General features: G+C 73.4%; 17 protein-coding genes. 3 read left to right on the top strand and 14 right to left on the bottom strand.

Annotation, left to right across the window (positions count from 1 at the left end):
• Positions 1 to 32: 32 nt before the first annotated feature.
• From AB0B85_RS21190 to AB0B85_RS21180, 3 genes are read right to left on the bottom strand one after another with little or no spacing between them, the layout of a single operon-like run.
• Positions 33 to 641 carry a GNAT family N-acetyltransferase gene (locus AB0B85_RS21190; RefSeq protein WP_357409793.1) on the bottom strand — a complete coding sequence of 203 codons (609 nt, stop codon included), beginning with the start codon at positions 639 to 641 and terminating at the stop codon, positions 33 to 35.
• Entirely contained in the window at positions 638 to 1,915 is a 1,278-nt protein-coding gene (locus AB0B85_RS21185; protein ID WP_357409791.1) for a SidA/IucD/PvdA family monooxygenase, read from the bottom strand. The genes AB0B85_RS21190 and AB0B85_RS21185 overlap by 4 nt, the downstream gene beginning before the upstream one ends.
• Positions 1,916 to 1,950: 35 nt before the next feature.
• Positions 1,951 to 3,489, bottom strand: coding sequence for an aspartate aminotransferase family protein (locus AB0B85_RS21180; protein ID WP_357409789.1), 1,539 nt, complete (start codon positions 3,487 to 3,489; stop codon positions 1,951 to 1,953).
• 279 nt (positions 3,490 to 3,768) lie between these two features.
• On the opposite strand from AB0B85_RS21180, the gene AB0B85_RS21175 reads away from it, so the two are divergent.
• Positions 3,769 to 5,817, top strand: coding sequence for a penicillin acylase family protein (locus tag AB0B85_RS21175; protein ID WP_357409787.1), 2,049 nt, complete (start codon positions 3,769 to 3,771; stop codon positions 5,815 to 5,817).
• Between the two features lie 63 nt (positions 5,818 to 5,880).
• On the opposite strand, the gene AB0B85_RS21170 is transcribed toward AB0B85_RS21175, so the two are convergent.
• The 4 genes from AB0B85_RS21170 to AB0B85_RS21155 all read right to left on the bottom strand — a co-directional run bounded on the left by AB0B85_RS21170 (position 5,881) and on the right by AB0B85_RS21155 (position 12,524).
• Positions 5,881 to 9,591, bottom strand: a complete 3,711-nt coding sequence (locus AB0B85_RS21170) for a S8 family serine peptidase (protein ID WP_357409785.1) — start codon at positions 9,589 to 9,591, stop codon at positions 5,881 to 5,883.
• Between the two features lie 285 nt (positions 9,592 to 9,876).
• Positions 9,877 to 10,491 carry a bifunctional 4-hydroxy-2-oxoglutarate aldolase/2-dehydro-3-deoxy-phosphogluconate aldolase gene (locus AB0B85_RS21165; protein WP_357409783.1) on the bottom strand — a complete coding sequence of 205 codons (615 nt, stop codon included), beginning with the start codon at positions 10,489 to 10,491 and terminating at the stop codon, positions 9,877 to 9,879.
• A gap of 62 nt (positions 10,492 to 10,553) precedes the next feature.
• Positions 10,554 to 11,579 carry a sugar kinase gene (locus tag AB0B85_RS21160; protein ID WP_357409781.1) on the bottom strand — a complete coding sequence of 342 codons (1,026 nt, stop codon included), beginning with the start codon at positions 11,577 to 11,579 and terminating at the stop codon, positions 10,554 to 10,556.
• Between the two features lie 84 nt (positions 11,580 to 11,663).
• Positions 11,664 to 12,524, bottom strand: a complete 861-nt coding sequence (locus tag AB0B85_RS21155) for a S1 family peptidase (protein ID WP_357409779.1) — start codon at positions 12,522 to 12,524, stop codon at positions 11,664 to 11,666.
• Positions 12,525 to 12,695: 171 nt separating this feature from the next.
• On the opposite strand from AB0B85_RS21155, the gene AB0B85_RS21150 reads away from it, so the two are divergent.
• Positions 12,696 to 13,883, top strand: a complete 1,188-nt coding sequence (locus AB0B85_RS21150) for a low temperature requirement protein A (RefSeq protein ID WP_357409776.1) — start codon at positions 12,696 to 12,698, stop codon at positions 13,881 to 13,883.
• Between the two features lie 9 nt (positions 13,884 to 13,892).
• On the opposite strand, the gene AB0B85_RS21145 is transcribed toward AB0B85_RS21150, so the two are convergent.
• From AB0B85_RS21145 to AB0B85_RS21130, 4 genes are all read right to left on the bottom strand, one after another.
• On the bottom strand, positions 13,893 to 14,465 hold the full coding sequence (locus AB0B85_RS21145) for a nucleosidase (protein ID WP_357409774.1): 573 nt from the start codon (positions 14,463 to 14,465) through the stop codon (positions 13,893 to 13,895).
• Between the two features lie 37 nt (positions 14,466 to 14,502).
• A complete protein-coding gene (locus tag AB0B85_RS21140; RefSeq protein ID WP_357409772.1) occupies positions 14,503 to 17,232 on the bottom strand; it encodes an Hsp70 family protein in 2,730 nt (909 codons plus the stop codon).
• Positions 17,233 to 17,303: 71 nt separating this feature from the next.
• Complete coding sequence (locus AB0B85_RS21135) at positions 17,304 to 17,765, bottom strand: GNAT family N-acetyltransferase (RefSeq protein ID WP_357409770.1); 462 nt, start codon at positions 17,763 to 17,765, stop codon at positions 17,304 to 17,306.
• Positions 17,766 to 17,816: 51 nt separating this feature from the next.
• Entirely contained in the window at positions 17,817 to 18,704 is an 888-nt protein-coding gene (locus tag AB0B85_RS21130; protein WP_357409768.1) for an NmrA/HSCARG family protein, read from the bottom strand.
• Between the two features lie 84 nt (positions 18,705 to 18,788).
• Between AB0B85_RS21130 and soxR the strand changes: the two genes are divergently transcribed.
• Complete coding sequence (soxR, locus tag AB0B85_RS21125; protein WP_357409766.1) at positions 18,789 to 19,337, top strand: redox-sensitive transcriptional activator SoxR; 549 nt, start codon at positions 18,789 to 18,791, stop codon at positions 19,335 to 19,337.
• On the opposite strand, the gene AB0B85_RS21120 is transcribed toward soxR, so the two are convergent.
• Genes AB0B85_RS21120 through AB0B85_RS21110 form a run of 3 tightly spaced genes read right to left on the bottom strand, consistent with a single transcriptional unit; the run spans position 19,280 to position 21,669 of the window.
• Positions 19,280 to 20,011 (bottom strand): dihydrofolate reductase family protein, encoded by a 732-nt coding sequence (locus tag AB0B85_RS21120; RefSeq protein WP_357409764.1) that lies wholly within the window; start codon positions 20,009 to 20,011, stop codon positions 19,280 to 19,282. The genes soxR and AB0B85_RS21120 overlap by 58 nt on opposite strands.
• Positions 20,008 to 20,673 (bottom strand): GTP cyclohydrolase II, encoded by a 666-nt coding sequence (ribA, locus tag AB0B85_RS21115; RefSeq protein WP_357409762.1) that lies wholly within the window; start codon positions 20,671 to 20,673, stop codon positions 20,008 to 20,010. The genes AB0B85_RS21120 and ribA overlap by 4 nt, the downstream gene beginning before the upstream one ends.
• Positions 20,674 to 20,730: 57 nt before the next feature.
• Entirely contained in the window at positions 20,731 to 21,669 is a 939-nt protein-coding gene (locus AB0B85_RS21110; RefSeq protein ID WP_357409760.1) for a lysylphosphatidylglycerol synthase transmembrane domain-containing protein, read from the bottom strand.
• Between the last annotated feature and the right edge of the window lie 27 nt (positions 21,670 to 21,696).

The following is a 21,696-nucleotide window of genomic DNA, read 5'->3' as shown; positions in this document are numbered from 1 at the left end:
GGCGGACGTCGGGGTGGGGACGGCGGTGGCGGTCACGCCGGGGCTCCTTCGGTTCGGGTGGCGGCGGCGCGGTCGGCGGCGGTGCGGTCGGTGGCGGCCTCGAACTGGGCCCGGGTGCAGACGCTGAGCAGCGCGTCCTTCTCGGGCTTGCGGATCGGGCCGACGACCGCGAAGCCGACGGCGGCGTTCACCGCGTGCACTGCGGTGTTGCGGACGTCCGGCTCGACCACCACCCGCCGGGTCGTCGGGTCGGCGAAGAGCCATGCCACGACTGTGGTGAGCACCGCCCGGGTGAAGCCGTGCACGGGCGTGTCGACCGGCGCGCAGAGGAAGTGCATGCCCACGTCACCTGGCTGGTGGTCGTAGAGACCGACCAGCTCGACGTGGGCCGGGTCGTAGCGCTCGGCGAGGAACGCCGGACTCCCCCGCCACAGCCCCAGGTACGCGTCGTGGTGCGGGTGCGCGGCGATGCGCCGGTACTCCTCGGCGACCCGGGCCACGTCGGCGTCCTGCATCAGCCAGAACGCCGCCTTCGGGTGCGTCACCCAGGAATGCAGCAGCACGGCGTCGGCGTCCGGGTCGAGCGGACGCAGCGTGAACTCACCGAGCCGGTGGTCGGCGCGGGTGAAGAGGTCGCTCACGACGACACCCCGAACTCCTGGAAGGTGACGCTCTTCTCGATCGGGTAGTGCTCCCGGCCGAGCAGTTCACGGATGATCCAGGAGTTGCGGTAGGCGCCCATCCCCAGGTCCGGTGAGGTGATGCTGTGCGTGTGGGTGCCGGCGTTCTGGAGGAAGATCCCCCGCCCGGTGTGGTCGATGCTGTAGTTGCGGGCCACGTCGAACCGCCCGTGCGCGTCCCAGCGGATCCGCTCGCGCACCGGGTCGAGGAACTCCGGCACCCGGTAGTGGTAGCCGGTGGCCAGGACCAGGCCCTCGGTACGCAGCGTGAAGTCGCGCTGCTGCTCCACCTGGCGCAACCCCAGGGTGTACGCCCCGTCCTCGTGGGCGGCGGTGACCAGCTCGGCGTTGGTGAGCAGCCGGGTGTTCACCGGCCCGTTGACGGTGTACGCGTAGAGCTGGTCGAAGATGTCGTTGATCAGGTCGGCGTTGATCCCCTTGAACAGGCCCTTCTGCCCGGCCTCCAGCCAGTAGCGGGTCACCTCGGGCAGTGAGTGGAAATAGTCCACGTAGTCCGGTGAGGTCATCTCCAGCGTCAGCTTCGTGTATTCCAGCGGGAAGAACCGGGGCGAGCGGGTCACCCAGTTCAGCTGGTAGCCGTACCTGTCGATGTCGCCGAGCAGGTCCTGGTAGATCTCCGCGGCGCTCTGTCCGCTGCCGATGACGGTGATGCTCCGCTTGGTGCGCAGCGCATCCCGGTTTTCCAGGTAGCGGGAGTTGTGCACGGCGTCGCCGGGCAGGTCGGCGACGACGTCGGGCAGGTGTGGCGGGGTGCCGGTGCCGAGCACCAGGTGCCGGGCCCGGTACTCGACGCTCTCCCCGTCGCCCGTGCTGGCCCGCACCACGTACCTGTCGTCGGCGGCGTCGAACTCGACGGTGGTCACCGTCTGACCGAAGCGCAGGTTCGGCAGTTTGGCCGCCGCCCACCGGCAGTACGCGTCGTACTCGCTGCGCAGGGGGTAGAAGCTCTCCCGGATGTAGAACGGGTAGAGCCGGCCGATCTCCTTGAGGTAGTTGAGGAAGGAGTACGGCGAGGTCGGGTCGGCGAGGCTTACCAGGTCGGCGATGAACGGGGTCTGCAACCGGGCCGACTCCAGCAGCATGCCCGGGTGCCAGGCGAGGCTGGGCCGGGCCTCGAGGAACACCCCGTCCAGCTCGTCGATCGGCGCGGTGAGGCACGCCAGCCCCAGGTTGTACGGGCCCAACCCGATGGCGATGAAGTCGTGGGTGGACATTCGGGTCTCCAGGCGCGAGTTCGGGTTCGTCGGCATCAGCCGACGTGGCAGGTCAGTTCGGCGGCGGCGTGGTCGTGCACGTACCGGCCGGCGTGGGTGGCGATCAGGTCGAGCACGTGGCCGACGTCGTCGACTGTGGTGGCCGGGTTGAGCAGTGTGAACTTCAAGAAGTGCCGGCCGTCGACCCGGGTCCCGGCGACCACGGCGAGGCCGGATGCGGCAAGCGCCTCCCGGGCGTGCAGGTTGGCGGCGTCGGCCAGGCCCCGACCCGCCCCGGTGGGCAGGTAGCGGAAGACCACGGTGCTCAGCTCGGAGCGGGTCACCACCTCGAAGCGGGGGTCCTCGCTCACCAGCTCCCAGGCGTCGGCGGCCCGGTCGACCACCTCGTCGAAGAGCGCACCGAGGGCGTCCGGGCCCATCACCCGCAGGGTCAGCCACAGCTTCAGCGCGTCGAAGCGGCGGGTGGTCTGCAGGCTCTTGTCGACCTGGTTGGGGATGCGCTGCTCGACCATCCGGGCCGGGTTGAGGTAGTCGGCGTGGTAGGTGGCGTGCCGCAGCGCCTGCCGGTCGCGGACCAGCAGCGCGCTGGAGCTGACCGGCTGGAAGAACGACTTGTGGAAGTCGACGGTCACCGAGTCGGCCCGTTCGATGCCGTCGAGCAGGTGTCGCCGCGTCGGCGAGACGAGCAGACCGCAGCCGTACGCGGCGTCGACGTGCAGCCAGACGCCGGTCGCCGCGCGGATCTCGGCCAGCTCCGCGAGCGGGTCGATGGAGCCGAAGTCGGTGGTGCCGGCGGTGGCCACGACGGCCATCACCACCAGGCCGGCCTGCCGGCACCGGGCGATCTCCGCGCGGACCGCGGCCGGACGGATCCGCCGCCGGGCGTCGGTGGGCACCGCGATCACCGCGTCCGGGGCGAGGCCGAGCAGCTTTGCCGACTTCTGCACGCTGAAGTGGCCGGCGGCGGAGGTGAGCACCCGCAGCCGGGGCAGCAGCTCCGCGCGTGCCGCCGGTCCGGTCGCCTCGGCGCACGCCTCCTCCCGGGCCAGCAGCAGGGCCTGGAGGTTCGACTGGCTGCCGCCGCTCGTGAAGACGCCGTCAGCTGTGGGACCGAGGCCGATCCGCTCGGCGGTCCAGTCGATCAGCCGCCGTTCGATGAGGGTCGCGCCGGCGCTCTGGTCCCAGGTGTCGAGTGAGGAGTTCACCGCGGTGAGCACCGCCTCGCCGAGCAGCGCCGGGATGGCCACCGGGCAGTTGAGGTGGGCCAGGTACCGGGGGTGGTGGAACCAGACGGCGTCGCGCAGGTAGACGTCCTCCAGCTCGTCGAGCGCGGCGCCCGCGTCGCCGAGCGGCCGGTCCAGGTCCACCCGGTCGATGAGGGGGGCCAGCTCGGCGGGGGTGATGCCGGTGGCCGGGCGGTGCACAGTGGCCACCCGGCGGGCGACCCGGTCGACGCCGTCGGCGATTGTGAGTCGATACTGCTCGACCGAGCCGTCGTGCAGCAGGTGTGCCCGAGCGGTGGCCGGCGCCGGTGGCGGCGCGATGGTCTCGCCGGGGTACGTCGGCACGGTCACGGGTGTGTCCTTCCACGTTCGACGAGGGCAGCCAGAAACCGCCCCCGGGCGGTCGCGCCTCGGGGGCGGTGCTGCCGTTCAGCTGACCTTCTTCGCGGCGCGGGGTTAGGTTAGCCTAACCTCGGTTATTGTCAACAGCGGTCCGCCGCGTCCCCTGACCCCGGAGCCCACACTGGACGCCACACCCACCGTCACCAGGGCGGCACCATCGGTGCCGCGCGCCGGTACGACCCCCTCCCCGGCCCACCCCGGCCCGCGCCCCGCCACCCGGAGACCGGCATGAACGCGCGGCGGTTCCGCGACCCGTGGGGGGTGCCGCACCTGCGGGCCGACGACCCGCTCACGCTGGCGGCGGCACAGGGCCGGGTCACCGCGTACGACAGGGCGTGGCAGCTCGAGGTGGAACGGCACCGCGCCCAGGGCAGCAGCGCCGCCTTCCTCGGCGTCGACGCGCTCGGCTGGGACCGGTTCGCCCGGCAGGTCCGCCTCGACGACACCGCACGCCGCTGCCACGCGGCACTCGACCCGGCGACCGCCGAGTGGGTGGGCGCGTACGTGGACGGGGTCAACGCGGGCCTTGCCGCCGGGGCGGCCCGCGCGCCGGAGTTCGCCGCGACCGGGCTGAGCCCGGGCCGGTGGGAGCCGTGGACACCACTGGCGGTCTGGCTGGGCCACCACATCCTCTTCGCGGGGTTCCCCGGCAAGCTCTGGCGTGCGCACGTGGCGCAGCGGCTCGGCCCGGACGCTGTCGACGCGTTCGCCACCGACGGACCGGCAGTGGCCGGCAGCAACGGGTGGCTGCTCGCCGCCGAGCGCACCGGCACCGGGGCCGCGCTGCTCGCCGGCGACCCGCACCGGTTCCTTGAGGATCCCGGCGTCTACCAGCAGATCCGGTTGGCCTGCCCGGAGTACGACGTGGTCGGGCTGGCGGTGCCGGGCGTGCCGGGCATCGCGCACTTCGGGCACACCGGTGCGGTGGCCTGGGCGATCACCAACGCGATGGCCGACTACCAGGACCTGTACGCCGAGCGGCTGCGCCGCGACGGCGACCAGGTGCAGGCCCTCGGCCCGGACGGTTGGCGGCCGGTGCCCGTCCACGTCGAGACGATCCTGGTGGCCGGGGCCGACCCGGTCCAGGTCGAGGTGGTGGAGACCGACCGGGGTCCGGTGATCAGCGGTGGGCCGGACGACGCGTCGGCGATCAGCCTGCGCTACCCGCCCCGGGTCCGCGCCGAACTGGGGTTCGCGGCACTGCCGGAGCTGCTGCGCGCCCGAACGGTGGCCGATGTGGACCATGCGCTGCGGCACTGGGTGGAGCCGGTGAACGTGGTGCAGGCGGCGGACACCGCCGGTGGGCTGCTGCACCGGGTCGCCGGGGCGGTGCCGGTACGGCATCCGGACAACTGCCGGCGCGTGGTCCCCGCCTGGGAGGCCGCGTACGCCTGGCAGGGCTGGTATGCGCCGATGCCACGGGCCGACGTGCGCGGCCGGGCGGTGATGGCAAACGAGCGAGGACTGGCGGCCCCGCTCGGCGTCGAGTTCGCCCCGCCGCACCGGGCACACCGGATCGCCGAACTGCTCGACGCCGGCCACGACTGGACGGCCGACGAGTTGGCACGCGTGCACACCGACACGTACCTGGGCTCGGCCGGGCCGCTGCTGACGGTGCTGGCCGAGTCGACCGGGCTCGGCCCGACCGCCGCCGCGCTGCGCGAACGGCTGCTGCGCTGGGACCGGCGGATGGCCGCGGAGAGCACCGACGCGGCGGATTTCGCCCGCCTGCGGGCCGCCGTCGTCCGCCGGATCGCCGCCCACCCGACGCTCGCCGCGCTTGCCGAGCCGCCCGCGTACCCGGAGGTGTTCGCGCCCTGGTTGGCGCTGACACCGCGCGTCGGTCACGCCCTTGAGCACCTGCTCGGCGCGGCGCCGCTGCCCGGGGTGGACGTGGCCGCGCTGGTGCGGGCGGCGGCCGAGGAGGTCGCCGGCGCGGCGGACGGCCCGGTGCGGTGGGGGGACCTGCACCGGCTCGCGGCGTGGCGGGCGCTGCCCGACCCGGACGCCGGACCCGGCCCGCGACTCGACGGCGACCACGACTGTGTGCTTGCCACCTCGAGCGTGCCCGGCGTGACCCACTGGTGCTTCCGGGGGCCGGCGGCGCGTTTCGTCTGGGATCTGGGCCGGCGCGAGGACAGCCGCTGGGTGGTGCCGCTGGGCGCCTGCGGGGTGCCCGGCGACCCGCACCACGACGACCAGCTTCCCGCCTGGCTGGCCGGGGAACTGTTGCCAGTGACCACCTCCTGGGACCAGCTCACCGAGGAACGGGACTGACCCCGGACCGGCCGCCGGCCGGGGTGCGCGGGGCACCCCGACCGGCGGCCGGCCAGGCTGGCGTCAGCGCAGGCCGAACGCCCGGGTGATGCGCTGGCTCACGGTGTTGCCGGCGGTGTCCCGGGCGGTGGTACGCAGGCTCACGAAGCTGGCCTTCGCCGGTGCGGCAAGCGAGGTACGCCAGCCGTCGCCGTGCCGGGTCAACTGCTGCTTGTGCCAGGTCGCCCCGTCGTCGTAGGACACCTCGACGGTCACCGTGCCGATCGTGCCGGTGACGTCGGGCAGGTGGGAGGCGACCACGGTCAGCGGTGCTCCGCGTGACGCCCGACCGGCGGAGTCGATGGCCACCTGGTAGTCCAGTTGGAGCATCGGCAGCACCTCGGCCGACTCCTCCCCGGTGACCGCCGAGGTGAAGCCCCACTCGGTGCGGGTCTGCCGGGAGTACGGGTTGGTCCAGGCGGCCCTGTCGTTCTCCACCACCAGCCGGTACGGCAGTCGCTGCGCCGCCAGGCCGGAGACCTGGAGGTACTCGGCGTTGCCCCAGTTCAGCTCCTGCTCACCCTGGTAGAGGGTGGTCCGGTTGACCATGTCGTAGTTGGCGTACGCCTCGCCGATGTGCCCGCCGCCGTCGCCCCAGCCGGGCGCGGGCAGGTAGACGGTGTCCAGGTACCGCACGGGCAGGTAGTTTCCGCCCATGCGGGGGCGTTGGATCGGCCCGAACCAGCTGACGGCGTTCGGCTTGCCCGCCGGGTACGTCGTCACCGCCTGGAGGTGCTGGCCGGTCTCGCCGGTGATGAACGCGTCGTCGACCCACAGCTGGTCGGCGCTCACCCAGTCGGTCCGCCGGCCCTGCGCCGGGGCCGGCTCCTGGTTGCTCGACGCCCAGCCGCGCCAGACGTCGGTGCGGAACTCCAGCGCCTTGCCCTGCCGGTAGTTGCGGAACTCCACGTCGACCCGGGCCAACTGCCGCTTCGTCGGGCGGTAGGTGGGGTCGGCCGGCACCGTGCCGGTCCAGTGGTGCGCCACGTCGTACAGGTAGGTGGTCTCCGGGTGCGACTCGACGGTGACCCGCACCGGGCCGTGGCCCAGCTCCGCGACGAGCTGCTCGCCCTCGTCGGCGGTGAGCGTCGCCACGGTCACCGGGGCCGGGCTCTCCGGGCTCCACGCCGCCTCGTCCCAGGGTTGGAGCCGACCGACGCCGTCGTTGACCACGAGCAGCAGCTTCGCCCCGGCCGCCGCGGCGGCCTGCGCCTGCGTGGCGATGTCGACGCTGTCACTGCGGCGCACCACCACGGCCCGGTCCCGGACCGGCCGCTTGGCCAGCCCGGCCGCCGACGCGTCGGCGACGAAGACCGCGTCCAGCTCGCGACGACCCGCCGGCAACGCCGGGGTGGCCCGCTTCACCAACAGATCGTCGTACGAGCGACCGCCCGCCGAGATGGTCAACGCCGGCTGTTCGAGGCGCCACCGGGCGCCGAACTCGAACTCGCCGTCGGTGACCGGGCGGCTCGTCGGCGACGCCCACATGCTGTCGTACGAGTCGTCGGGCAGCACCTGACTCTCGGTGAGACCGTTCTTCGTGGACCGGTGGATGTCCATCCGCAGCGCGCTGGCGGTGGTCTCCTGCGGCACCCGGGCCTGCACCTGTCGGGCGGCGCGGGCGTCCAGGGTGACGGTGCGGTCGGTGTCCAACACGACATCGGTGAAGCTGAGCATCGCCATGCCCTTGGAGTGCGGGCCGTGCGTGCCACGCACGTCGGCGGAGATCCAGCCGTTCCAGCTCGCCACCGGCAGTCGCAGCGTGGCGGTGCCGCTCTCGGGCAGGTCCACGGCGGTGAACAGCCCGTCGGTGGTGAGGATGACCTTGCCGGCGAGCGGTTTGCCGTCCCGGTCCTTGGCGACGAGCGTCAGGTTCTGCCGCTGGCCCTCCTTGCCCGCCCCGATCAGGGTGCGTCCACGGACCGTTCCGGTGTCGTCGGTGGCGACGATCGTGCCACTTACCTGCTTCTCCACCGGCAGCTTGTCGTACGCCGCGGTCACCGTCACGGTGGCGGTGCCGCCCGCCGGCACGGTGACCGTGTCGGCGGAGAGGGCGAAGAGGGCGGCCGGTGCGGTGGCCGCGTCGACTGTCAGCTTCAGGGTGACCGGCGCGCTGCCGACGTTCGTGTAGGTGACCTTCCGGTCGACAGTCGCCCCCGGCTGCTGCGGCCAGGCCTGGAAACCGGAGTAGGCGCTCGGGGTGGCGAAGACGGTGGCGTGCGCGGCGGCGACCGCGTCCACCCGACCGGCACCCGCCTGGTACGGGGTGTAACCGGGGGTGGCCTTGACCGTGCTGACCAGCGCCTCCTTGATGCGCTGACCGGTCCAGTCGGGGTGCGCGGCGGCGACCAGCGCGGCCGTGCCGGCCACGTGCGGGGTCGCCATCGACGTGCCACTCATCACCGTGTAGTCGCCGGACCCGCGGACCTGGTGGGACCGGGCGGCCAGGATGTCCACGCCGGGTGCGGTGATCTCAGGCTTGAGCCCACCGTCGCCCGCGCGCGGGCCCTGGCTGGAGAAGTCGGCCAACTGGTCGGTGGAGTCGACAGCGCCCACTGTCAGCGCGGAGTCTGCGGCGCCGGGGCTGCCGATGCTCGCCGGGCCGCTGTTGCCGGCCGCGATCACGAAGAGGGCGCCGGTCTCGGCGCTGAGCCGTTCGACGGCCTGGCTCATCGGGTCGCTGCCGTCGGTGGCCTCGCCGCCCAGGCTCATGCTGACGATCCGGGCCTTCTGCTCGCGGGCGGCCCACTCCATGCCAGCGATGATCCACGAGTTCTGCCCGCTGCCCTCGCTGTTGAGCACCTTGCCGATGTGCAGTCGGGCGCCGGGCGCGACGCCCTTCTCGACGCCGCCGGAGGCCGCGCCGGTGCCGGCGATCGTCGAGGCGACGTGCGTGCCGTGTCCCTTGTAGTCGAGGATGTCGGGCTCCTCGGGCACGAAGCTGCTGGACTCGGCGATCTGGCCGGCGAGGTCCGGGTGCTCGGCGTCCGCACCGGAGTCGAGCACCGCGACGTCGACACCGGTCGCGGTGTTGCCGTCGGCCCACAGCTTCGGCGCGCCGATCTGCGCGGTGGACTCGGCCAGGTCGGCGTGCACCCGGCCGTCCAGCCACACCTTGGCGATGCCGTTGGCCAGGACCGGGGCGTCCCCGGTACGACGGGCCGAGCCCGCGGTGAGCGCGGCCCAGAACCGGCCGGCGGTGGAGCGCTCGCGGGTCAGTGCCGCGCCCTGCACGCTGTCCAACGACCGGACCAGCGTGGCGCCGTCCACGGCGGGGCGGGTGCGGGCGCGGGCCGCCGCGTCGGTCATTGTGACGATCAGCGGCAACTTGTCGGTGTGCGCGTCGTCGTACCCGTCGGCGACGAGCTCGGTGATGTTGAACAGTTGCCGGTCGAGCAGGCCGCTCGTGACGTAGGACAGCGCCGTGTCCGGGTAGACGTAGGTGTCGCCGTCGAGCACGGTGCGGTGGAAGCTCGGGGTGCTGCCGTCCGGCCGACGCACTGTCGAGACGGTGCTGCCGTCCGCCGCCGTGGTGACAGTGACGGTGTCACCGGTGATCAGGGTGACTGTGGACGCGCGTCCGGCGGCGGCGGGAGGAATCCCGGCCGGGCGCTCGGGGGTGCGGGGCGGGGCGGCGGACGCTCCCGCGGCGGGTGGGGTGAACCCGGCCGCCAGGGTGAGGGCGGCACCGAGGGCGATCAGCCCGGATCGGCGGCGCCGGTGAGACAGAGCCAAGATGACCTCTTTGTGTCGAGAAGTGGTACGCAGCACAGCATCGATGCCACGCCCACCCCTCGTCCCCCACCAAACCGCGGCGCGTATGAGCCATGGCACAAACCCGCCACCCCACCCCGCTCCCCCACCCCACCCCTCCACTCCCCCCACCCACCTCCCCCGTCGATCATGGAGTTGTGGTGCCCGAGGTCAGGTGAATTGCCGCTTTCGCACACCACCACATGTCCATGATCGACGGGGGCGAGGGGCGGGGGCGGGGGCGGGGGTAGGGGTAGGGGGTATGGGTTAGGGGGTTGGGGGCTTGAGGGCTAGTTCGGCGAGCCGGTCGAGCTGGCTCGGGTCGGACAGGGCTGAGCCGACCGCCACCACTCGTACGCCCGCCTGCAGGAACGGGGCGGCGTTGCCCGCGTCGAGGCCGCCGGTCGCGACGAAGCGCAACTGCGGCAGCGGGCCGGCAACGGCCTTGAACCAGGCCGGGCCGAGGGAGATCGCGGGGAACGCCTTGAGCCAGGTGAGGCCGTGCCGCAGCGCCTGCTGGGCCTCGGTCGGGGTGGCCACACCGGGCAGGTGCGGCAGGCCCCGCCCGGCGGCGGCGTCGGCGATCGCCAGGTCCAGGCCGGGCGCGACGGTGAACGCGGCACCCGCGTCGGCCGAGGCGTGCACCTGCTCGACGTCGAGCACGGTGCCCGCGCCGACGATGCGGCCACGCGCGGCGCCCGCCTCGACGGCGGCGCGTAGCGCCGGCACCGCGTCGGCGGTGGCCACCGGGACCTCCACCACGTCGATGCCCAGGTCCCAGGCGCGCTCGGCGAGCCGGACGGTCTCGGCGACCGGCAGGCCGCGCAGGATGGCCATCACCCGGGCCCCGCCGAAGATGTGGTCGAAATCCGCTGTGGTCATGGTGCACTCCATCCGAGATCGCGGTGAGTCCGTTGCCTGGTGGCCCGCCTGAACCCGACGACTCAGGCCCGGGCCGTCGCGCCGGTCAGGTCGAGCGGCGACCAGGCCTCGACGGGGGCGTCGAGCAGATCCTCGAACCAGGGCCACGGCGGGACCGGCGCGTTGTCGCCGCTGCTTGTCAACGCCTGCGCCGCCATCAGGTGCCCGAGGCGCAACCGCCGCACCGGGTCGAGGTCGCGCAGCAACCCCGCCAGGTAACCGGCGGCGAACGCGTCTCCCGCGCCGACCGGTTCGACCACCGTCACCCGGGGCGCGGGTACGAAGACCGGCTCGGCGTCGCGGCTCAACGCGGTGGCACCCACCGCGCCGTCCTTGACCACCACCGTCTGCGGGGTGGGCAACAACCGGCGTACGGCGGTCGGGTCCGCGGTGCCCCACAGCGTCTCCGCCTCGTCCTGACCGACGAAGACCAGGTCGCACCGGTCGGCGAGGTCACGCAGCACCGGCGCGGCCTGCGCGGCGGACCACAGCCGGGCCCGGTGGTTGACGTCGAAGCTGACAAGCGACCCCGCCAGCGGGCGGGCGGTCACCGCGTGCTCGACAAGCGCCCGGCAGGAGGCGGAGAGCGCCGGGGTGATGCCGGACAGGTGCAGCACCCGGGCGCCGGTCAGGCCCGGGTCGGCAAGCATGCCCGGGTCCATCCGGGAGGCCGCCGACCCGGCCCGGTAGTAGTGCACGGCGGTGCCCTGCGGGCCCGGGTCCTTCAGGTACAGGCCGGTGGGAGCTGAGGGGTCCACGACCACCTGCTCCACCCGCACACCGGCGGCGGCGACGTGCCGGACCACGGCCCGGCCGAAGGGGTCGTCGCCGACGCGGCTCACCCAGGCGGCCCGGTGCCCCAGTCGGGCCAGGTAACCCGCCACGTTGGACTCCGCGCCCCCGACCGAGACGGCGACCTGTGCGGCGTGCTCCAGCGGCTCACCCGGCGCGGGGCAGAGCACCACCATCGTCTCCCCCACCGCGGCCACCTCGACCGGCGCACCGCCGGCCGGGGTGCGCACCTGGTCAGGTCGGGGATCGCTCGGCATCGGGCACACATCCTCGCGGCGGGGTCCTGGGCGCCGCCGAGCCTAGGTGTCCCGCGCGAGACGGGCAACCCGTCGCGTCGCCGGTCAGGGCAACGTCAGCCCGTACGCGGCCAGCACCTCCCCGATCGGCTGGTAGTAGGTGGTGCCGCCGGAGGTGCAGTTGCCGCTGCCGCCGGAGAGGATGCCGAGGATGGTGCCGGTGGAGGCCACGTAGAGGGGTCCGCCGCTGTCCCCCGGCTCGGCGCAGATGTTGGTGCGGATCAGACCGTAGATCACCCCGGTGGCGTAGTTGACTGTCTGGTTGAGGCCGGTGACGGTGCCGCAGCGCACCCCCGTGGTGCTGCCGCTACGGCACACCGCCTGACCGATGTACGCGGTGCCGGGGCCGTTGATGGTCACCAGGCCGGGGTAGGTGTAGACCGCGCTCGGGTGGGCGATCCGACCGGTGTAGCGGATCAGCCCGTAGTCGTTCGTCGGATAGCTGGTGGCGGTGCGGGTGCCGAGCACGGTGCTCTGGGCGCTGTCGGTGTACCAGGTGCTGGCGGTGGTGGTGCAGTGCCCGGCGGTGATCACGTAGTAGGTGCTGCCGCTGCGCGCGTTAGCGCCAAGCGAGCAGCGACCGCCGCCGCCGTAGATGCCCTGCCCACCGGCGATCAGTGGGCGCAACGTGCCGGGTTCACGACGCAGCAGCACCCCGGCCCGGTCGGCGACCGCCCGCAGGGCGCGCAGTTCGCTGGCGGCCACTGTGTCGTCGACGGTGAGGGTCATCCGGCCGGTGGCGGGGTCGAGACCCCAGGCGGTGCCCGCGGTGCGTACCCCGGTCAGCAGGGCCACCGGGTCGGCGGCGGGCGCGGCGGACCGGTCGGCGACGGCGGCCTGCGCCGCACCGGGCGCGACGAGCAGCAGGATGGTCAGGGCGAGGGCGACAAGCGGGGAGCGGCGCATCCGAACCTCCGAAGAGATCGAGACTGATGGATGCGGTGAAGCATCGCGCGGCGTCCGACGCCGTGGCAACCTCCGGCCGTCCCCTTCCCCGACCGGCGGGAATCGCCGATCCCCGGACGGGTGCCGTCGCCGCCGCCGATAATTCCAGGGGACGCAGCGGGAGGGTCGGGTATGACCACCAGAGGCACCCCGGCGCTGGTCCGACGGCTGGACGGGTCGACCCGGGCGACGCTGCTGGAGTTGCTCTTCGACGTGGTCTTCGTGGCCGCGCTCGCGCAGACCTCGAAGCTGCTCGCCGACGAGGGGTCCTGGACGCGCATCCCGACAGTGCTGCTGATGCTTACCGCGATCTGGTGGACCTGGTCGGTCACCTCCACCACCACCGAGTTCTACGACCCGCAGCAGCGCCCCATCCAGACCATCCTGATGGTCGCCATGGTCGGCTCGGTGGGGATGGCGGCATCGCTGCCGATGGTCAGCAGCGGGCAGGCCACGGCCTTCGCCCTCGCGTACGTCGGCACCCATGTGGTGCGGGGCATCGTCCTGGTCAGCGCGTTGTTCCGGCAGCAGCACCGCTCGGCCACGGCGCGGGCCACCCGGTTCCTGTTCTGGTTCCTGGTGTCCGGCGTCCTGTGGATCATCGGCGCGGTGACCGACACCGAGCGGTGGTGGATCTGGACCGTCGCGATCGCCATCGACCTGCTCGCCGCGGCGGCGCGCTACCCCACACCAGGGCTGGGCCGGGTGCCGCTGGACCAGTACGACCGGACCACCGCCCACCTGGGCGAGCGGTACCAGCAGTTCGTCATCCTGGCCCTCGGCGACATCATCCTGGTGCCCACCCTGCAGCTCAGCCGCAGCGAATTCGACCGCCTCAGGATCATCGCCCTGCTCTGCGCGTTCGCCATCATGCTGCTGCTCTGGCAGATCTACGTCTACCGGGCCGGCGAGTTGCTCGAGACCGCGGCCGCGTCGGTGCCCGGGCGGTCCACCCGGATCGCGCCCTACACCCATCTGGTGCTGCTGGTCGGCGTGGCCGTCACGGCGGCCTCCTTCGACCTCGTCGTCGACCGTCCGACCGGACCGACCCCGGCACGGTGGCTGATGCTGATCATCGGCGGGCCGCTGCTGTTCGTGCTCGGCCGGGGACTGTTCGCCTACCTGCTGTCGGGCCGCGTGCCGTGGGGGCGGATGGCGTCGCAACTGCTGCCCCTGCTGCTGCTGCCCTGGGCTGGCGGCTGGCCACCGGTGCTGGTCACCGCGATCGTGGCCCTCGCTCTGGCCGCGCATGTCCTGATCCCCAGGGGCGGCCGCCGGGAAACCACTGCAGGGCTCGGACCACGCCAGCCCGCCAGGTGACCGGAGTGGTCAGGCGAGGTGTCGCCCGGCCCACTCGGCGAGGTCCCTGGCGCAGGCGTCCACCGATTCCTTCCAGGTCCGGGCCGCGCCGTCACCCGCCTCGTCGCTCACCTGCTTGACCAGCCGGCACGGCACGCCGGCCCGCGCGGCGGCCCAGGCCACCGCGTACCCCTCCATGTCGACCAGGTCGGCGCGCTGCGCCAACCGGTCCCGCGCCGCGTCGTCGGCCACGAACGTGTCACCGGTGGCCAGCACCGCGCCCTCGCTGGCCAGGGTCAGCGGCGCCCCGTAGGTCTCGCCGGTGAGCGTGCGCAGCAGGTCGGTGTCCAGGTCGTGCTGGAGTACGGTGGCGACCTCGTGGATGCCGGCCAACCCGGGCCGCAACGCGCCCGCGGTGCCCAGGTTGAGCAGCAGGGCGGGGCGGGGGCCGGCGGCCAGCACCGCGGCCACCGCGCTGGCGGCGTTCACCTTGCCCATGCCGGTCAGCAGGACCGGCAGGTCAGGCGGCAGGTAGCGGGCCTCCTCCCCGACGGCCAGCACCACCAACGGACGATCGGCCCGGACCGTACCCCGAAGATTCACCGCAGCATCGTACGAGCCGGGCCGGCGACCGCCAACGTCAGTCCTCGGCGAAGCGGTACAGCACGAAGTCCTGCTCCGCGCCGCAGGCGATCACGTGGGTGTTCCACGAGCACGACGAGCTACGTACGTCCTTCAGCTCGCCCAACTCGTCGACCGCACCGGACTCGGCCCACACCCCGGCCAGCACCCGGTTGTCCGCGAACGCGCTGGGCGCCTTGGCGAAGACCAGCAGGTTGCCCTCGTCCAGCCGGACCGCCACCCCACCGCGGTCCCGCAGCACCGGCTTGCCGGTGGCGTCGAAGAGGGTGACGGTCGGCTCCGGGTACTCCCGCTGGGCGAGCACCTGCTCCCCCACCGCGACCAGGTTGGTCACGCCCGGCGCCGGCCAGTGCGCCATTCTTTCGCCTTCGGTGGCGGCCACCACCTCGGTGCGTTCGACGTCGCTGTCCGGCACCTGCAGCAGGCAGGCCCGCCGCGCGCCGCACGCCACGAGTGCCTTCGGGCGCTGCTTGTCGTCCCCGGAGCGGTGGAGCACCACCGGTGCCGCGTCGGACCCCAGGTCGTACGCCAGCAGCTGGTAACCGCCCTCGTTGGCGGCCACGAACAGGCGGTCCTCGTGGGCGACCACCAGGTCGTCGAAGTCGGCGACGCTGCCCCACTGACGCAGCACGGCGCCGGTGGTCATGTCGAGCAGGCGCACGGACCGGTCCGCGCCCACCTGGATCAGTCGCCGCCCCTTGGGCGCCCACGGGTCGCGGGGCGTGCCGTCGAAGAAGGCCGGGCCACCCGCCGCCTCCGCGCTGCCCACCGGCCGGACGGCGGTGCGGCTGCCGCCGTACTGGTCGCGGGGGTTCGCCTGGGTCCACTTCGTGGCGCCGTCGTTCAGCCGCAGGCCAACCAACTGGCCGGCGGCCCGGTCCACGAGCACCGCGGTGTCAGCGGCGAAGAAGATGTCGTCGTCGCCGCGGATCGCCTGCTGCCAGCGTTGCGCGCCCGTACGGCCGTCGAGCACGGCCAGCGGCCGGGTGGTGCTGTCGCCCGGGGCGTCGGCGCGGACCGCGACCGCGCCCGGCACGGCGATGATCGCCTCCCAGTCGTCGGCCCGCACGTCGGTCGCCCTGCGCCACAGCTCCGCACCGCTTGTGGTGTCGACCGCCACCACCTCCAGGCGGTGGTCCGGCAACGAATACCCGAGGTAGGCCCGGTCATCGAGCACCGCCGTGAGCATGTCGGCCGGCCGCTCGCTGCCGGCCGCCGGCCGGGACAGCTCGCGCAGCGGCGCGAACTCCAGGTCCGGGTAGCGGTCCCGGGTGAGGTACAGCGTCGCTGCGGTGCCCACCCCGAGCAGGGCCAGCACCACGCCCAGCACCACCCAGCGCGCCCGCCGCCAGCGCGCCGCGCCGGCCGGCCCCGGCGCGGCCCCCAACCAACCAGGCGCGGGCGGACCGGCCGGCGGGGCACCGGCCCGACCCGGGCCGGCCGGCGCGGGCGAGTGCGGCCAGGGCTGAGCCGGTACGGCTGGCCCGCCCCCGACCGGTCCGACCGGCCCGGCCGGCGCGGGTGGACTCAACGGAGCCGGCGCGGCTGGGGCGGGTTGCGGCCCGGCGTACGCCGGTACCGGCACCGGTCGGCGCAGCGGCAGGTCGGTGAGCGCCCCCTCGGCCACCGGCAACTCCGGCTGGTCGAGCACCGTCGGCGCCACCCCCAACTCGGTGTGCAGCATCCGGGCCACCAGGGGGATCCGCGACGAGCCACCGACGAGGAACAGTCCGGCGAGCTGGTCGGGGCGGAGTCCGGCGGCGGCGATCACCTCCCGGGCCCGGTCCACCGCGCGGCGCAACAGCGGCGTGGCCACCCGCTCGACGTCGGCCCGGGTCAGCTGCACCGCTTCGGCCACCCCCGGCACCGCTACCGGCGCCACCGTCGAACGGGACAGCGTCTCCTTCGCGCCGCGTACCTCGTCCCAGAGCCGCACCTGGTCGCGGCGCTGCGCCGGGTCCTCCGGTCGGGTCAGCCGGGCCCACTGCGCGGCGTGGTGTTCCCCGACCAGCTCGCCGACCCGCTGCACCAGCGCGGCGTCGAGGTCGAGGCCGCCCAGGTCCGGCAGGCCGCCGTCGGCGGCCACTGTGAAGCCGGAGTCGCCCCAGGGATCCGCGCCCTCGTTGCGCAGCACCGCCACGTCGAGCGTGCCGCCGCCGAAGTCGAACACGGCGATCGCGTCACCAACCGGCACCGGCCGATGCAGCACCTGCGTGTAGTAGCGGGCGGCGGCCACCGGTTCGCGCAGCAGCCGGGTGCCGGGCGGCGTCGGCCCGGCGAGGGTGTGCTCGACGGCCTGCGGCCAGCCCGCCTGTAGCAGCGCGTCGGCGAGCACCTGCCGTCGCCGCGCGTCCCACGCCGCCGGGCAGGTCACCACGGCCGGGGGCAGGAACCCCACGGTGCCCACGGCTGCCTGCGCGACCGCCGCCAGCACCGCGGCGAGCAGGTCCGACGGTGGGTACGAGCGGTCACCGAGCAGCACCGTCGGTTCGTCGACCCGACGCTTCGGGTTCGCCTCGAACCGCGCCGGGTCGGTCTGCGCCAACCGGCGGGCGTCCCAACCGGAGTGCAGGGTGCCGTCCGGGTCGCCGTACACGGCGGACGGGCTTACCGGTTGACCGTCCATCAGCAACGGACGGGTCCGCCCGTCCGGCCAGCGCAGCACCGCTACCGTGTTGGACGTGCCCAGGTCGACGGCGAGGGCGAAACCCTCGTGCTGGCCTGCCATCTACCCGATACCTCCGCGGCGACGAGGGGAAGTCGACAGCGCATCGTACGCACCCCTCGCCCCCTGACTGATCAGTCGGTCAGGTGTCGCACCCCGACGACCTCGCCGCCGCTCGTCTCCCCGGTCGGCTGGAAGCCGAGCTTGAGGTAGAACCGCTCCGGACCGTCCGCCGCCGGTTTCCAGGTGGTGTAGATCCGATCCCGCCCACGTCGGCGAGCCTCGTCGCCGACGGCCCGCACCGCGAAGCGGCCGTACCCCCGGCCCTGCTGGTCGGCGGCGACGTTCAGCCGCCACAGGCCCGATCGTCGCTCGTCGGAGCGCTCCGGGGCCCAGACGATGTCGAAGAAGCCCATCAGGAAACCGACGATCACGTCGCCCTCGACGATCAGGCGGGGCCACGCGACCTCGGGCTGGGCGTACGCCTCGGCGAGGGACCAGGCGACCGGCGACACGAACGTCTGCTGGTCCGGTCGGACGGTGATCCGGCACGCGTCCTCGACGTTGTCTGCGGTGATCTGCACGAGTCGTGGCACGCGAGCCACCCTAGCGGCGTGGGCGTCCCCGACCAGCTGCGGCGGGCAGACCTACTGCCAGGTCGGCCGGCTGGCCAGGACACGGTCCCAGTCGACAGTCCGGACCCATTCCGCGTAGCGGTGCCAGGTCACCTCCGGGTACCTGGCGCGCAGCCCGTCGATGTCGACGAAGTCGGTGTTCTCCTCGAACCGTTGGAACATGTCGGCGATCTCGTCGCCGGCCCACTGCCGCACCTGGTCCAACGGCATCTGCTGGTAGGGGATCTCGCGACCGAGCACGTCGCTGAGGATGCGGGCCGCCTCGTCGCCGGTGATCCGGTCGGAGGCGACGTCGATCCGTTCGCCGACGAACCGGTCCGGGTGCTCGACGGCGTGCACCGCGAGACCGGCGATGTCGCGCACGGTCACCTGGTCCAGCGGCTTGCCCGCGGTCAGCGGGTTGGCCAGGACCCCGTCGGTAAGCCGGCTGAACCCGACGTTCAGCACGTTCTCCATGAAGTACACGGGCCCGAGGACTGTCGCCCGGACCTGCCGGTCCCGCAGGTACGCCTCGACGAGCTGCTTGCTGTCGGCATGGTCGAGATCGGTCTGTGCCAACCGGCCGGCACCGCGTACCGACGAGTAGACCAGGTGCGCGTCGACGCGCGCCGCGACATCGACCAGATGGCGTCCCTGTGCGACCTCCTCGTCCTTACCGCCGGATCCGAACGGCACGGACAGGCCGAAGATCGCGTCGACACCCTTGGCGGCGTCGGCGAGGCCCTCCGGATGGGCCAGGTCGCCGGCGACGAGCCGGACACCGGCGCTGGACAGCGCCATCGCGGCGGGTGACTCGGGCGACCGCAGGTAGGCGACGACGTCGTGGCCGTGGTCGAGCAGTAGTTCGGCGACGGCACCGCCCTGCTTGCCGGTGGCGCCGATGACGAGAACGTTGGCCATGACAGTGCTCCCTGATTCGTGGATCTGGACGCACTGATCCTCTGGCCTCAACCTCGATTGAGGTCAAGTCCTAGAGTGGGTCCCATGCCGAGGGCCCGCACCACGTTCCACGAACTCACCGTCGGGCAGGTCGCCGACCGCAGCGGCGTCGCGGTCTCCGCGCTGCACTTCTACGAACGCAAGGGTCTGATCCACAGCAGCCGGACGGCGAGCAACCAACGCCGGTACAGCCGCGACACGTTGCGCCGGGTGGCGTTCATCCGGGCCTCCCAACACGTCGGCATCTCGCTCACGGTGATCCGGGCGGCCCTGGATCAACTGCCCAGCGAACGCACCCCGACGCCCGACGACTGGGCCCGCCTGTCCGTCGAGTGGCGTGGCGTCCTCGACGCTCGGATCGAACACCTGCGGGCACTTCGCGACGACCTCAGCGCGTGCATCGGATGCGGCTGCCTCTCGCTGCGCGCGTGCCACCTCACCAACCCCCGCGACGTGCTCGGCCGCGAGGGCCCCGGTGCCCGCCGCCTACCCACACCGCGACCACAAGCGACAATGCGGTCGGGCCCACCTCATGATCAACCAGTCGGCGGGGCGGTGGCGTCTCCGTCGGCGCAGCGGTCGGAGAGGGCGTAGCGCAGCAGCACCACGTCGCCGATCTGGCGGGCCTCGGCCAGCCGGGCGCGGCGGCCCGGATGCCAGGGAAAGCTCCCCTCGCCGACGAACCGGGGGGCCCGGCCGTCGCCGACGAAGAACGGGGCGACCACCAGGTGCAACTCGTCGGCGAGACCGGCGGCGAGGAACTGGGCGTGCACCGTCCCGCCGCCCTCCACCATCAGCCGCCGGACGCCTCGCACGGCCAGGTCGTGCAGCAGCCACCCGGGGTCGACCGGCTCCCCCGCGTCCACCACTGTGGCCAGTCGACCGAGGCGTTCCCGGGTCTTCTCCACGGCCGCGGTGGCGCAGTAGACGAGCCGGGCCGGGTCGCCAGCGGTGAAGAACCGGGCGGTCGGGTCCAGGTCACCGCGGGCGGTCAGGGTGACCTTGGTGGGCGAGGCGGGCCGACCGCACGCCACCCGCTCGGCCCGGCGGCTCGCCGAGCGCACCAGCAGCCGGGGGTCGTCGCGGCGGACGGTGCCGGCACCGACCAGGATCGCGTCGCAGCTGGCCCGGACCGCGTCGACCCGGTCCAGGTCGTCGTCGTTGGACAGCAGCAACCGCGTGTCGGACGCGTCGTCGATGTACCCGTCGATCGAGGTGGCGCAACTGAGCAGCACGTACGGCCGCGTCGACGCCGGTGGGCGGCTCACTTGTCGACAGGCAGGTCGGGCGCCGCCGCGACGACCTCGGCCGCCTTGGCGGCCTTGGCGGCCAGGTAGTCGGCGTTTGCCGGCGAGAGGAAGACGCTCGTGGGCACCTGTTCGGCGACGTCCACGCCGAGGCGGGCCAGCTGCACGGCCTTGTCCGGGTTGCTGCTCAGCAGTCGGATCCGCGGCACCCCCAACGTGCTGAGCATCTGCGCGGCGGCGGTGTAGTCCCGCTCGTCCTCACCCCGGCCCAGGGCGACGTTGGCCTGGTAGGTGTCCAGCCCGGCGTCCTGCAACGCGTACGCGTCGAGTTTGGCGTACAGGCCGATGCCCCGCCCCTCCTGGCGCAGGTAGAGCAGGAAACCACCGGTCTCGGCGATCCGCTGCACCGCCTCGCGCAGCTGCGGCCCGCAGTCGCAGCGTTGGCTGCCGAACACGTCGCCGGTCAGGCACTCGCTGTGCGGGCGGACCAGCGGCGGCTCTCCCCCGGTGGCGAGCCGGTCCAGCGCGCCGGCCCAGTCACCCAGGCCTAACGCGAGGTGCTCCCGGCCGTCCACCAGGCCCTTGAACGAGAACACCCGGACCGTCGTGGCGTAGCCGTCGGGAAACGTCAACGGCACAGTGACCTGGGTACGGATCGTGGCGACCGGCAATGCTTCGGGCATGGGGCTCCTCTGTCCGGCGCCACCGACGCGCGGCGACGCGTGTACCTCACCACCGAGTCAACAGCCGTCACCGGGGGTGGCTTCCCCGGCGGCGACCGGATGTCGGTTCCGTCGCACCAGCAGCACCGCGGCTCCGGGCAGGCTGGCGACCAGAATCAGTGCACCGTAGACGGTGGCGGTGGCGACGCCCTCGGCCGCGCTGAGGCCAGCCGCGCCGAACACCCAGGCGGCCACCCCCTCTCGCGGGCCGAAACCGGCGATGTTCAGCGGCAGGCCCATGGCGAGCAGGGCGAGCAGCGTCAACGGCAGCAACCGCGACAGCGGGGCGTCGGATCCGGCGGTGCGGGCCGCCACCAGGAAGGTGGCCAGGTGACCGGCGACCATCACCGCGGAGGCGATCAGCACGCCGAGCCAGGTGCGCCGGGACAGCAGCCCGGACCGCACGTCCGCCCCGGCGGTGCGCAGCGCCCGCGCCCAGCGCGAGGGGCCGGCGTTCGGCACCACCCGGGCCAGCAGCACGGCGACCAGCCCGGCCGCGACAAGCAGCGCGGCGGCGACGGGCAGATACTGCCGCACCGGGGACGGGAGGGCGGCGAGCACCACAAGCGCGACGCCGACAAGCACCACCTGCCCGGCGGTACGTTCCCAGACCACCGCGCGGATGCCCCGGCTGACGTCCCCGGCGTCGCGGCCGTGGCGGACCGCCCGGTGCACGTCGCCGAGCACCCCGCCCGGGAGGGTGGCGTTGAGGAAGACCGCCCGGTAGCAGTGCGCCACCGCGGTCGGCAGCGGCAGCCGCACACCCAGGCCACCGGCGACCAGACTCCACCGCCACGCCGCGCAGACAGTGGTGAGCACCCCGATGACGAGCGCGGCGGCCAACGCCGGCGCGTCGATCAGCCGCACCCCGGCGAGGAACGGGCCGGTGCCCACCTGCCACAACAGGACGGCGAGCAGACCGACCCCGCCGACCACTCGTGCCCAGGCCCAGAACATCGGCGCCGGCCCTCCCCTTGAAGATCG

This window comes from Micromonospora sp. NPDC049044 (genome assembly GCF_040649215.1).
Lineage (GTDB): Bacteria > Actinomycetota > Actinomycetes > Mycobacteriales > Micromonosporaceae > Micromonospora.
This window is presented reverse-complemented; position numbering and strand designations above follow the sequence as displayed.